The sequence below is a fragment of the Streptomyces sp. NPDC047002 genome (assembly GCF_040704505.1).
GTDB lineage: Bacteria > Actinomycetota > Actinomycetes > Streptomycetales > Streptomycetaceae > Streptomyces.
This window is the reverse complement of the sequence record NZ_JBEYWC010000010.1, coordinates 40,366-52,957: the sequence shown is the minus strand read 5'-3', so window position 1 is coordinate 52,957 and position 12,592 is coordinate 40,366. Positions and strand designations below refer to the sequence as shown.

General features: G+C 73.9%; 9 protein-coding genes. All 9 read right to left on the bottom strand.

Annotation, left to right across the window (positions count from 1 at the left end; translation table 11 throughout):
* Positions 1-238: 238 nt before the first annotated feature.
* Positions 239-1,597, bottom strand: a complete 1,359-nt coding sequence (locus AB0910_RS12575; RefSeq protein WP_366744544.1) for a serine hydrolase domain-containing protein — start codon at positions 1,595-1,597, stop codon at positions 239-241.
* A gap of 127 nt (positions 1,598-1,724) precedes the next feature.
* Positions 1,725-2,936: a cytochrome P450 gene (locus AB0910_RS12570; RefSeq protein ID WP_366744543.1), complete on the bottom strand. Its 1,212-nt coding sequence runs from the start codon at positions 2,934-2,936 to the stop codon at positions 1,725-1,727.
* Positions 2,937-3,792: 856 nt separating this feature from the next.
* A complete protein-coding gene (locus AB0910_RS12565; RefSeq protein WP_366744542.1) occupies positions 3,793-6,909 on the bottom strand; it encodes an SUMF1/EgtB/PvdO family nonheme iron enzyme in 3,117 nt (1,038 codons plus the stop codon).
* A complete protein-coding gene (locus AB0910_RS12560; protein ID WP_366744541.1) occupies positions 6,900-8,090 on the bottom strand; it encodes a hypothetical protein in 1,191 nt (396 codons plus the stop codon). The genes AB0910_RS12565 and AB0910_RS12560 overlap by 10 nt, the downstream gene beginning before the upstream one ends.
* 101 nt (positions 8,091-8,191) lie before the next feature.
* Complete coding sequence (locus AB0910_RS12555) at positions 8,192-9,355, bottom strand: hypothetical protein (RefSeq protein WP_366744540.1); 1,164 nt, start codon at positions 9,353-9,355, stop codon at positions 8,192-8,194.
* Positions 9,356-9,361: 6 nt separating this feature from the next.
* On the bottom strand, positions 9,362-10,339 hold the full coding sequence (locus AB0910_RS12550) for a radical SAM protein (protein ID WP_366744539.1): 978 nt from the start codon (positions 10,337-10,339) through the stop codon (positions 9,362-9,364).
* A 28-nt stretch (positions 10,340-10,367) separates the two neighbouring features.
* Positions 10,368-10,781 carry an NUDIX hydrolase gene (locus AB0910_RS12545; RefSeq protein WP_366744538.1) on the bottom strand — a complete coding sequence of 138 codons (414 nt, stop codon included), beginning with the start codon at positions 10,779-10,781 and terminating at the stop codon, positions 10,368-10,370.
* A gap of 338 nt (positions 10,782-11,119) precedes the next feature.
* Positions 11,120-11,848, bottom strand: coding sequence for a hypothetical protein (locus tag AB0910_RS12540; protein ID WP_366744537.1), 729 nt, complete (start codon positions 11,846-11,848; stop codon positions 11,120-11,122).
* Between the two features lie 76 nt (positions 11,849-11,924).
* Entirely contained in the window at positions 11,925-12,569 is a 645-nt protein-coding gene (locus AB0910_RS12535) for a hypothetical protein (protein WP_366744536.1), read from the bottom strand.
* Positions 12,570-12,592 lie beyond the last annotated feature (23 nt).

Genomic DNA, 12,592 nt, shown 5'->3' with positions numbered 1-12,592 from the left:
GGGGCGGCCGCTCCCGCCTGGCCCGAGCGGGCGGCGGGGCACGGCTGCTGGGCGCGGGGCACGGGCAGGCGGCGAGGGCGGGCACGGGAGCGCGGGGCACGGGCAGGCGGCGGAGCGCCGACCCGGGCGCGCGTGCCCTGGCACGGCGGCGGGATGCGGGGGCCGCGCTCCGCCGGAGCACCCGGCGGCGCCCCCGCGGCCGCAGGGCGGCACGGGCCGCCCCGCGGGGTACGGCGCCTCAGCCGTCGTCGGTGCGGCGCGCGGTGCGGCCCGAGACCTGGATCCGCTCGACCCGGCGGGAGACGGGGTCGCGGTGGAAGCGGCCGCCCGGCTCCCTGCGGCCGGTCGCGGGGTCGACGAGGTCGTACGAGAGGTCGGCGTAGCAGACCAGCGGCAGCGGCAGGTCGCCGTCGACGGACAGCGCCGCCGCGCCGTCGTCTCCCGCGGTGACGCGGTAGGGCGTGCCGCCGTTGCGGTAGGTGCCGAGGCAGGCGGCCGGCGGTGCGAGGGGGCGGCCGCGGTCGGGGGCGGGCGCCGCTGCCGCGGGCACGCGCAGGCCGGTGACGTGTTCGAGATCAGCCGCCAGGTCGCGCCAGAGCGCCGTGCCCGCGCCCGCGTTGGCGGTGAACGCCACCACGGCGCCGCTCTCGGGTTCCGCCCGCAGGTGGCAGGAGGTCCCCTGGGCGTTGCCGTCGTGCCCGTACCAGACGCGCCCGCCGCGCCGGTACAGGGCGACGCCGAGACCCCAGCCGTCGGCCAGCGTCCCGGGCCGCGCGGCGCGCTCGCCGCGCCGCATCTCCTTGGCGACGGCGGGCGGCAGCGCGTCGGAGCGCCCGGCCAGGGCGTGGCCGAGCGCCGCCAGGTCGGCGGCGCCGGCCAGCAGCGCGCCCGCGGGCGCCTCAAGTGGGGCCAGGTTCTGGCGTACGGGGCGCACCTGTCCCGTGGCGGTGTTGACGGTGTGCCCGGTGGCCAGCGGGCGCGCTGCCGTGGTGTCGCCGAGGAACGCGGGCACCGTGCCAAGGGGTTCGAGGAGCAGCGCGCGTACGGCCTCGTGCCACGGCATGCCGGTGACGGACTCGACCAGCCGGCCGGCCGCGACATACCCGGCGTTGGAGTACGAGAAGTCGCTGCCCGGCGGGAAGAGTGCCTGGTCGGGGGTGGACAGCGACGCGAGGTAGCGGGCGCCGCCGGTCGCGGACGCCGTGTCGGAGTCGGGCCCCGTGGGCAGCCCGCCGGTGTGGCTGAGCAGGTGGCGGACGCTGACGCGTGGTAAGCCGCGCAGTTCGGGGAGGTGGTCGGCCACGGGCTCGTCCAGGTCGAGGTCGCCGTCGTCGGCGAGGAGCAGCACGAGCGCGGCCGTGTAGGGCTTGGTGAGCGAGCCGAGCGGCACGGCCGTCTCCGGTATGAGCGGGGCGCGGGTCGCGGCGTCGGCGACGCCCGTGTGCAGGGAGAAGGTCTCGGCCCCGGTGTCCACGAACAGCTGGGCGCCGGGCACCCGGTGGACGTCGGCGAGGGTGTCGAGGCGGCTCTGGAGCTCCTGGCGCAGGGTGCTCGGCGCGGCGGCGCCGGCCTGACCGGTGGGGACGGTGTACGGCATGAGTGGGTGCTCCCGTTGAGTGGGTTTCCCGGGTGCGGGGTGGGGTTGCTCGGACGGCGGGCGAGCGGTGCCGCGCCGGTGGTGCACGAGCGGGTGCGTACTCGGCGAGTACGCGAGGGGGAGGGGCCTACGCCCGGCCGACCTCGACCGGCAGGTGGCGCAGGCCGACGAGTACGGCCGGGTTCTGCGGCACGACGTCGTCGTACGACGGGACCCCCAGGGCGCGGAATCGTTTATGCAGCGCGCGCAGCGCGATCCTGGCCTCCAGCCTGGCCAGCGGCGCGCCGAAGCAGAAGTGGATGCCGTGCCCGAAGGTCAGATGCGGGTTGGGGCTGCGGTCGGCGACGAACGTGTCGGGCCGCTCGAACCGCGCGGGGTCGCGGTTGGCGGCGCCCAGATGGACCATGACCATGGTGTCGGCCGCCAGTTCGCGGCCCCCGAGGACCACGGGCCGGGTGATGCGGCGCCCCAGCTCCGGGAAGGGGGGCAGCCAGCGCAGCACCTCCTCGACGGCTCCCGGGATCCGGTCGGGGTCCGCACGCAGCGCGGCGTCGGTGCCGGGGTTCCGGTCGAGGGTGACGACGGCGTTGCCGAGCAGGGCGGTGGTGGTGATGTGGCCCGCGACGAGCAGCAGCGCCACGAAACCCACCATCTCCTGGTCCGCGAGACGGGCCCCGTCCACATCGGCGGCGATGAGCCTGCTGGTCAGGTCGTCGCCGGGGTCGGCACGGCGACGGCGGATGTGGTCCAGCATGTAGCCGTTCATCTCGCGCACGGTGGGCGCGATGGCCTCGAGCGCCCGCTCCAGGTCGGCCATGTCGGGCGCCTCGCCCAGCTGTTCGCCGCCGAACAGGACGCTCGCCCACTCCTGGAACCTGCGGTGCTCCGCCGCGGGGATGCCGAGCAGCTCCGCGATGACGATGATGGGCAGCGGGTAGGCCAGGGCCTCGACGAGGTCGAAGCGGTCCCGGTCGTCGACCGCGTCGAGCAGCCGTGCGCACACGGCCTCGATGCGCGGCTGGAGCCCCTGCACGACGCGGGGGGTGAAGGCCTGGCTGACCAGCGCGCGGAGCGTGCGGTGCCCCGGCGGGTCCATGGCGACGAAGTTGCCCCGGGTGAAGGTCTCGAAGTCCGGCTGGGTCGGGGCGAGCGAGGAGAGGTCGGAGGAGTAGGTCGCCGGGTCGGCGAGCACGGCGGAGACCGCCTCGTGGCCCGTCACCTGCCAGACGTTCTGCTCGTCGTCGTGGCGCACGGGGCCTGCCGCGCGCAGCGCGCGCCAGCGGTCGGGTAACGCGTCAAGCAAAAAGGTTTCGTTGGTTATCTGCTCGGTGGACACCATGGCTCCTCGGGTGGCGGCGCGCGGACACGGGACTGCCGTGCCCGCGCGGCGGGTTGGGGCGGGAAAAGGGCGTGCGCCCGGGTGGCGGCGCGGCTGCCGCCGTCCGCGGACGTCCGCGTCGGCGGCGGGCGCCACGGGTGCCGCGCGCCCCCTGAGCGCGGCCGTCCCTGCGGCTCCTGCCCGGGCCCTGCCGGGCCCGTCGTCCTGCTGTCAACACTCCCCGTGGTGTGTGCCGTTGCTACTACGGCTCACCGGACACGTTCTCCGTGCGGCACGACCCGACACGCTGATCCCCCCTTGGTGACACCTCCGCGCGACCCTCGCGCGGTGCCCCGCCGGCGCACGGCCGGACAGCGGTCCCCGAAGCCGGGGCCGTCGACGCGAGAGTACGCATCTTCCGCCGGCCCCCGCCCGGGTTCCGCGGAATGCGCCCCCTCGAATGCTTCCGGTTCCCCGGCGCGCGCTTCCGGTTCCCCGGCGCTCGGGCACAGTCTTCACACGCCGTCATCACAAAGCAACCCCCCGAAGTCGAACGGAGAGTGACTTGACGGCGGCTTGGCGTAACGCTCGGCATCCGGCACGTGACGCCCGGGCGCACCGCCTCAGTGAGCGGCCGGGACGCGCCCGGTCATCGCGAGCGCAAAGAGGCGCTACCAGACCCGGGCTGCCGCCGCGCTGCCCTCGGCCAGGCCCATGTGACCGTTTTTCCCGTTCCGTTGATGACACCCCATCGGCGTACCCCGTCTGCTCACCACGGCGCGGGGCGCGGACACCGGGCCGTACGAAAGGCCGAGGGCCGGCGGTTCCGCTCCGGTGGTTCTGCTCCAGTGGTTCCGCTCCGGCGGCGGAGGTCCGGTCACAGGTGCTTCATCAGACGGAAGCCGACGTCCCACTCCCGGTCGGCCTCGCGCACGGTCACGTCCGAGCGGGTCTTCACGGAGCACCAGTAGTGCGCGAACGAGCCGCCCTTGACCGGGAAGTAGCGCTCGGCGGGCCTCGCGCGGCGGCCGCCGCGCCACGCCGTGCGGCGCGGTTTCGGCCCGGGGGCGCAGAGCTCCCAGACGTTGCCGCCGCAGTCGAGGAGGCCGAAGTGGCTGGCCCCGGAGGCGAAGAGCCCCACCGCCGTGGTGGTCCTGATGTCCGTCTGCCGGCTGTTGCCGCGGCTCGTCTCGAAGTCGGCGCCCCAGGGGTATCCGTCGAAGCCGTCGGCGGACCGCGCCGCCGCCATCCACTGCGCGACCCCGGGGATCCCCACCCGCTCCCCGCGCAGCGCGCCCAGCCAGCTCGCGAACGCCCGCGCCTCGTGGTAACTGACGCCGACGACCGGGTGGTTGGGCAGGTCGAACGGCGGCCCGAACCGCTCGGGCGCGCCCCACCCGTACCGGTCCCTGCAGGCGATACCCTCCCGCGTCCAGTGGCCGTCGTCGCGGTAGCCGTCGTTGCGCACGAACACCTCGAACTGCGCGTTGGTGACCGGGTACCTGCTCATGCAGAAGGCCGGCACCCGGACGCCGGGCGGCCCGGGCACCGGGACGAGCTGCTCCGGGACGAAGACCCACTCGACGGCCGGGACACCCACCGCCGTCCCGTGCCCGACCCCGACCCCCGGGCGGTCGTCCCCGACCCTGCCGAGGGCGCGACCGAGCGCCGCGAGCTCCGCGGGTGGGCCCGTCGCCGCCGCGGCCAGCCGCCGCTTGATCGCGCCGCGGAGCCGACGGCGCGCCGCGCCGTCGTGCGCCCCGCCGCGCTGCACGCACTCCGCGGCCCACTCCGGCTGCGCCCCCGCGAGCCAGTCGGCGACCCGGTCGGGGCCGCCGTGGAAGCGCGGTACGAGCAACAGGACCGCGCGCCAGGGCGATTCGGCCCACCAGGCCGCCGCCTCCACATGGTCGGCCGCCCGCGCGCCGTCCGGGATCCGGACGGACAGGGCGGCCGCCGCGAAGTAGTCGCGGAGCACCCGGTGGCGGAACGTGAGGCCCGCACCGTCCTCGTCGACGAGGCCGGCCGCTGCGGCCGCCTCGACCAGCCGGGCACCGCACACCTCGCCCGCCTCGGCCAGCAGCGCGGCCGCCACGGCAGGCTCGCAGCGCTCCTGCCGCGTCCTTACGAGGTGCTCGGCGACGGGGCCGAGACCGGCGAACAGCCGGTCGAGCGGGAGGTCGCGGTAGCCGGGCTCCGCGTGCAGCCTGCTCCACAGCGCCGTGACGAGGTGGTCGAGGAGGTCGGGCCTCGACAGGTCGAGGTACTCCCCCGCGCGCCTGATGGTCACCATGGCCCGCAGCAGGAACGGGGTGCGGGCCAGCTGGAGCGCGGCCGGCGGATCCCGCAGCAGCCGCAGTCTGAGCGTGGCGATCTCGCCGGGGACGCCGCGCGGCGCCCGCGCCGACAGCGACCACAGCTGCTCGACGTCCCCGCCCGCCGCCCGCCAACTGTCTTCGACCGCCTCGTAGTCGCGGCCCGCCAGCTGCCGGAACAGCTCCTCGGCGAGCGCCGTGCCGAGCTCGCACTCCAGATGGCGCAGCACCTCGGGCGGGTCGAGAGGGAGCAGCTCGACCTCCACGCAGTTCGGCACGGACCAGTCGAGGCCGCGGGTCGAGCGGGCCGACAGCACGAACGACGCGTGCGGGCGGGCGCGCAGGAAGTCCAGCACGGCGCGCTGGTACGCGGGGGTCAGCTCGTCGAAGTCGTCGAGGTAGAAGACGCACCGGTGCAGGACGTCGTCCAGGTCCGCGCCGCCGAGGAAGCGCGTGCACTCGCGCAGCAGCCGCTCGACGGCAGGGAGGCCGCACTCCTGGCCGCCCCGGTCGCCGAAGGAGAGCCGCACAGGGACGCTCGCGCCGCCGGCCTCGTACGCACGGCACTGGGCGAGGGCGAGGAGGTCGAGCAGCACGCTCTTGCCCATCCCGGGGGCGCCGGTGACGACCGCCCTGCGGATGCGCGCGCGCCGCACGTAGTCGGCGGCGTCCGGCACCACCGTGTGCTGGGCGCTGATGGCCGTGGTGCGCACCTGCGCCCGCGTGACGACCGACGAGCGCTCCAACGAGTCGAAGGACGGCCCCATGCCGCTGACCCGGACCTCCCGCACGAGCCGGCTCTCCAGGGTGCAGGCGAGCCGCCGCACATGCTGCCCCTCATCGGCCGCCGGGCCGGCGACAGGCGCCGCGGCCCACGGTGCCAGCTGGTCCGACCGCACGCTCCCGTCGTACCCCCTGGACGCGTAGAACACCGGCATCTGGGCAGTGGTCCCGGCCGCGCGCAGCCGGGAGAACTCGGCGCTGACGCGGCGCGCGACGAGCGGCATGTCCGGCAGCGAGCCCGGTACGGTCGGCAGCTCCCCGAGCAGCACGGAGGAGAACCGGCCTGTCCCCTCGGCGGTGAGGTTGACCGCCAGTTCGCCCTCGCGCGTGGCGCACAGCGCGAACTGGTCGGTCTGGACGAGGTCGCCCACCGGGAACGTACCCGGCGGCAGCCCCTGGCTGAGCTCGCGGTGGGAGACGTAGCGGCGGCAGGCGTCGAGCAGCAGGATCTGCCGCCCGACCCGGGAGAACGCCGAGGAGCGCAGGGCCTGCGCCAGGTTGTCCACGTCGACGTTGCGCAGCAGGTCCGTACGCGCGTCGGCGGTGAACAGGCGCAGGTGGCCCTGGGGGTCGGTGATCCCGTGGCCGCCCCAGAAGAGGAAGAAGACGTCGCATCCGAGTTCCCTGACGCCGTCGAGGAGCGCCGCGTGTATCGCGTCGGACGTCGGCTCGCCGACGCCGACGCCCGTACGCGCCCGCCACTCCTCGAAGGCCTGCGGGGAAGCCGAGTTGGCGAAGAGGCCGATACGGTCCGCGGGCATGCCCATGGCCAGCAGCCAGTCCGTGAAGCCCAGCGCGTCGGCCGCGGGCCCCACCAGCCGCCAGTCCTGTCCAGCCGCGTACTCCTCGACGCCCACCACCAGGGCCCTGGCGTGCGCGAAGTCGTTCACGGACACGCGCTCAGCACGGCGTCCCAGCACGCGCTGTTCCACCAGTAGGCGCTGTGGCAGCGCGGGAAGGGCTGGCCGTTGTCCACCCGGACGTCCAGGACGCGGTCGCCGAACAGGGGCGCGGCGACGTAGGCGAGGAAGTCCCGCTGGTCGTAGACGTTGGTCCAGGGCGGGAACCCGGCGGGCAGCGGGGCGCCCGCGCGCAGCCCCCACAGCGCGTCGAGCTCCCAGAACAGCGGGGCCGCCGTGCCGACGGTGACCAGCCGGGCACCGGGCGGCGGGGCCGTGGCGAACAGGTCGGCGCAGATGACGCCGCCCAGGCTGTGCGCGACCACCACGACCGGCGGCTCCAGGCGCTCGACGTGGTCGGCCACGAATCTGCGGACCGCCGCGCCGTCGCGCTGGTAGACGAGGATGTCGCCGGCGACCGACGACGCCGTCGCGGTGAGGGCCTCGCGCCGCCGTGTGACGTAGGAGGTGGTCCGCCCGGCGAAGAACGTGCCGACGCGCCTGCGGGCCCTGCCGAGCACATCCCGGTGCTCCTCGCCGCCGGCCGCCGTCACGGCCCTGAGGAACTCGTCCCTGAACTCCCTGTCGTACACGGCGCGCAGCCCCGGGCCGCCCGCGCGCTCCGCGCCGCGCACCGCTTCCGCGACGGTCGCGCGGACCAGGACCTGCCAGGCGTCCTGCGGCGGTGCGCCGGACGCCAGGTCGCCGAACGGCCGGGACGCGGCGACGGCCCGGCAGCTCCCGGCGAACTCGCTGCCAAGACCGGCCTCGTGGAACAGCGCCTCCACCGGGCCCGAGGCGGCGAACCTGCCGTACCGCTCCGCCAGGGCGCGGCCCTGCGGCTGCCGTCCTGGGTGGAAGCCGCCTCCGCCGTCCTGGGGCGCGTCCGCAGCGGCCAGCAGGCGCAGTTCAAAGAGGGGGTCGTCCTGGAGCGCCTCCCAGGCCATGACGTCGGCCTCTTCCGGGGCGGCGCCCGCGCCCGCGTCCCTGGCCCCGTCCGCCACGGGCACCGAGGCACCGCCCGCGCAGAGCCTGCCCCCGTGCGCCTCCCCCCAGAAGCACCCCTCGACGGCCAGGCCGGGGCGCCGGGCGCGCAGCGAGCGCGTCACGACGTCGAGCGTGGCGTCGAACGCCTTCTGCCGTACTCCGGTGCCGTGCACGAACAGGACAGCGGTCACGGTGGCCCCCCTTGCCGCGAGTTGTCGGGTGGTGCCGCTTGCCATGCCTTGCCTGCGCTGCCCCGCGCCCCGGGCCGCCGACGTGCCCTGCGGCGTACGGGTCAGCTCCTGGCCAGGTGCTGCTCGATGCCCCACCGGACGGTCCGCCGGTGCCAGGCGTGCGCGGTCTGGAGGGCGAGCGCGGTGGTGAACGTCAGCGGCTCGCCCGTGCCCACGTACGGCACGGACTTGATGTACCTGCCCTGCTCCCCGCCGCCGATGACCGGGAACTCCCAGCCGTCCGGCTGCCGGCTGGTCCGCAGGAAGTCCAGGGGCCTGAGCACCAGTTCGTGGAACGGGTCGACGCCCAGCTGAAGGAGCGCGAGCGGCAGCGCGGGGGTGTAGCTCTGGAGCGCTATGGCCTCCCGCGAGTCGGGCAGCGTCCCGACCGCGATCTCCAGGCTGGGGGCGCAGAGTTCGGTGCCCAGGGCGCGGGTCAGCGCGCGCAGGCCGTGGCGGACCAGTTCTGCGGTGTCGGAGGCGGCGCCGCTTTCGCACCACCGGATCGCCCACAGCGCCATCACCGTGCTCGTCGCGTCGGGCTCCCCCGCGCCGCTGCGCCAGAGGCCGCTGCGCCGGTGCCTGGTCCGCCTCAGATACCGGGTGGCGGCCTCGACGGCTGCCGCCGCCGGCCGCCGCTCGGCGTCGCCGCCGCCCGCGCCGCCGCGCTCCGCGGCGAGACGCAGCGTGTACGCGCACACGGCGGTGAGGAACAGCGACGGCGGGTTGTCCGAGTCCCGGCTGAAGCCCCAGGCGCCGTCCTCGTCCTGGGCGTCGGCCAGCCACCGCACGGCGGGGGCGTACCGCTTCTCGTGCGGGCCCCGGTAGCCCGTCGCGACGAGGGCCCACAGGCACGCCGCCGTGGCCCAGACGTTCCGCGAGGCCGTGCTCCAGCACTCGTTCTCCGGGTACGCGGCGTCCCCGGAGGCGCCGGCACCGACCGCGTGGTGCGTGGACCACAGGTAGCCGTGGACGCGGTCGCGCATGGCCGGGCTGAGCAGGCCCATGCGGTGGAGGGCGAGGAGCACCGTGGCGGTCGTCTCGGGCAGCGACTCCGAGGGGACGCCGATCTGCTTCGGCACGCCGCAGTCCTGGTTGAAGGAGGCGATCAGCGGTTCCACCAGGTTGTACAGCGGGGTCCCCCAGAAGGCCGCGGAGAAGTGGCGGTCCCAGCCGTGCGCGCGCTCCCGCACGAAGGCCAGGTCACTGTCGGTCCAGATGTCCATCAGTCGTCATTTCTCATCGAGGACGAGTCCTTGGCTGAGCCGGGTCTTTTCGAGCACGCACGATATTTCGAGGCCCGACGCGAGCGCGTCCGCCGCCAACCGCCGGTTCACATGGCGCATGGCGGGGCAGTGGACCGGGCTCCGGGCCTCGCCGAGCGCCCGCTCGGTCGCCGCCCCCGACCGGTCGAGCAGCTCGCTGCCCGTCCAGGTGAAGGAGTGCGCGTCCGGGACGTCGATGAACATCGGGCACAGGAAGACGCGGCCGTCGGGCAGGAAGAGGAGGTTGTCTGCGCTGCGGATCGCGCAGTACCGCCGGTGCGCGCCCGCGGGCACGAAGGTGCGCTCCAGCCGTACGTCCAGCCGGAGTCCTGCCGAGAACCGCTCGATCTCCGCGGCCAGCGCCCGCCATGCGGGTATCGGCAGCACCATCTCCGGCGTGGCGAAACCCCGGTTGGAGACATAGTGGATGTTCACCCAGCCGAATCCGAGGCGGTCGCAGAGCGCGAGAACGTCGCCGACGTCGCCCGCGTTGGCCCTGCTCACCGACATGATGCCGAAGAGGCGGTAGCCGCGCTGCCTGGCCCGCTCGACGTTCGCCATCGTGCGCTCGAAGGACCTCGGGCCCCTGACCGCGTCGTGGGTCTCGGGGGAGGCGCCGTCGATGCTGATGCCGACCACCGGCAGCGGGGCGCCGTCGAAGCGCTCGACGAACGACCGGAAGCCGTGCAGCCCGTTGGTGACGATCCGCACCCGGAGCCCGCTCGCCTGGGCGAGCAGGACCGCGTCCGCGATGTGGGGGTGGAGCGTCGGCTCGCCGCCGAGGAAGGTCACTTCCTCCGTGCCCCACCTGCGCGGGGCGCCGGTGATCAGGCGGGCCAGGGAATCCTGTGCGAAGCTCTGCGCCGTCGACAAATTCTCCCCGACAAAGCAGTGCGCGCAGCGCAGATTGCAACGATAGGTCACATAGATGTCCAACGAGCGCACGCGCACAGGAACCCCCGCCCCTTGATGGTTATTTCACCGTGCGATACATCATCGTTTCGCGGAATCCGGCCAGGAAGGCCATGGCGTCGAGTTCGTCGATCTCGCGCTTCGACGCCCAGATGAACTGATCGTGGTCGGCGGGATCCAGTTCCACGTCGCCGTCCAGGTACCGGCAGAGGTAGACCGTCTGAAAGGTCTGCCGCTGCGGAAGCGTGGCCAGATTGGTGTACGCGTAGAGAAGGCGTTCGATGGAGACTTTGAGCCTGGTCTCCTCGTGCACCTCCCTGACGAGCGCGTCCTCCAGGCTCTCCCCCGGATCCACCGTCCCCCCCGGCAGATCCCACTTGAGGGGCATGTAGTCGTCCACCGCCGACCGGCGCGTCAGCAGGAAACGCCCGTCCCGCTCGATGAGCGCGTGCGCCGCCCCATAGAACAAGGTCATAAGTCTTCGCCTTTCGATTGCGCACAAAACCCTGGCACGGATCTTCAGAGGGCACACGGCGGCACCACCGCGGGCACGGAAACACCCACCCCCTGGGGAGGTGCGCCCACAATAGCGTCAACTGGCCTCGCGGTAAGGGGCCTTGAGCCATTCCCCTCAAAGATCTTGCGATGAAATGACCACGGCAGTCACCGATGGGGCCGGTGGGGCTGGACAACGCGCCAGAACATTCGCACATCAATTCCCGCCCACTCCACGGGAGCAGCTCGCACCCCGCGCCTTCCGGCTGCTGTACGACCCGTGCTTCACTGCACTTCGTCGGGGCGGTGGAGCACGCGTCAGGCACCGTTGTCAGCGGTCAGGCACACGTACACCGGGCCCGTGTCGTAGTCGAGGAGCACCGCGGGAAATGTGGACCTCGTCCCCGGGTAGGCGGGCGCGCACTGCTGCGGTTCCGCGTAGAAGACGCCCTGCCCCGTCGGGTCGATCCCCTGTGCCGTCGACGCCGTGACCAGCTGATCAGTGCAGCTCACCGCTGGCGCATTCATCAGGAGCGCGGCCTCTCGCGTCGCCCCGTCGCCGGTCCCGGTCCAGGCAATGCAGTACGACGAACTCGCGTCTCCGCCCGTGGCCGGGGACGCGACGATCCGCACGGCCTGCCGGCCGACCGCCCCGCACAGGCTGTCGATGTCGACGGTGTACCAGGGCGCGCCCGGCGCGCAGATGTCCGGAACGCTCTTGCAACTGGCCGGGCCGCTCTCGGCCTTGAAGTGCACCGTGCGGCAGGCGGGCGCCTGCCGCACCGCGGCCGGCGAACTCGCGGCCGCCGCCGTGGTCTGCTGCGGGTCAGCCGTCCGGGCGGCCGGCGCGGCGGTGGCCCGCCTGTCGAGGTGGTGGGCGAGGGCGCTGCCGCCGATGCCCGCGGCGACGGCGAGCGCGAGGACCCCGGCGACCAGCGGCACGGGAATACGGCGGCGCGGCGCTGACGCGGGCGGTATGCGGACGACGGGGATGCTGTCGAGGGTGTCGCCGTTGTGGAAGCGGATGAGGTCGTCGTCGGAGGTCATCAGGGATCCGTTCAGACGGGCCGAAGGGCGGGCAACTCGGCGCCCGCACCGTGAGAGCACGGGCGCCGTACGAGTGCTACTGGATGTCGCCCGTCCAGTGCGGGTCCTCGTCGAGCAGGCCGTCCGACGTGTCCAGACGCGTCGCCGTCACCACAATCGACTTCCCGTCGGCCTTGTGGATCGCGTACTCCCCGGTGAACGTCCCCCGCCCGCCCGCGGCGATACGGCCCGTCATCTCCTTCGACCCGTCGTCCACCGTCAGCATCTCCAGAGACCCGCCGCTCGATGCGCCCTCCGCCTCGACCGACCAGTCGTCCAGCGACAGGGGCTTCTTCGTGCCGTTGGTGATCGTCCAGGTGATGCGAAAGCCGTACTCGTCGGGGTCGGGGCCGACGTCGTACTCGCCGAACTTCGTGAGTGTCTTGATGCTGTTGACGGCCATCTTCACGCCGTCGTTGTACGCGAACGTGTCTCCGACCGCGAGCTCGGTGTTCGGCACGCTCGCGGACGGCGTCGGGCTCTCGGTGGCGCACTTCGCCATCCAGTCAGCCTGGGACATGGTGCTGTTCGTCGAGCAGTCCGGGCTGGAGTCGCGCGCGCCCGCAGCGGGGTGCGCGGTGGCTCGCTCGGCGACACCCTGGTCGTGGCTGCCGCAGGCGGCGGCGAGCGGGATAAGCGCGCCGACGGCGAGGCCGGCGAGGGTGCGGGTTGCGCGGTTCATGATCCCCCCTGGGATGTTTAGTG

Excerpts from the sequence above, each read along its gene's own strand:
- AB0910_RS12575 (WP_366744544.1), bottom strand. The coding sequence starts at position 1,597 with ATGCCGTACACCGTCCCCACCGGTCAGGCCGGCGCCGCCGCGCCGAGC.
- AB0910_RS12570 (WP_366744543.1), bottom strand. The coding sequence starts at position 2,936 with ATGGTGTCCACCGAGCAGATAACCAACGAAACCTTTTTGCTTGACGCG.
- AB0910_RS12555 (WP_366744540.1), bottom strand. The coding sequence starts at position 9,355 with ATGGACATCTGGACCGACAGTGACCTGGCCTTCGTGCGGGAGCGCGCG.
- AB0910_RS12545 (WP_366744538.1), bottom strand. The coding sequence starts at position 10,781 with ATGACCTTGTTCTATGGGGCGGCGCACGCGCTCATCGAGCGGGACGGG.
- AB0910_RS12540 (WP_366744537.1), bottom strand. The coding sequence starts at position 11,848 with ATGACCTCCGACGACGACCTCATCCGCTTCCACAACGGCGACACCCTC.
- AB0910_RS12535 (WP_366744536.1), bottom strand. The coding sequence starts at position 12,569 with ATGAACCGCGCAACCCGCACCCTCGCCGGCCTCGCCGTCGGCGCGCTT.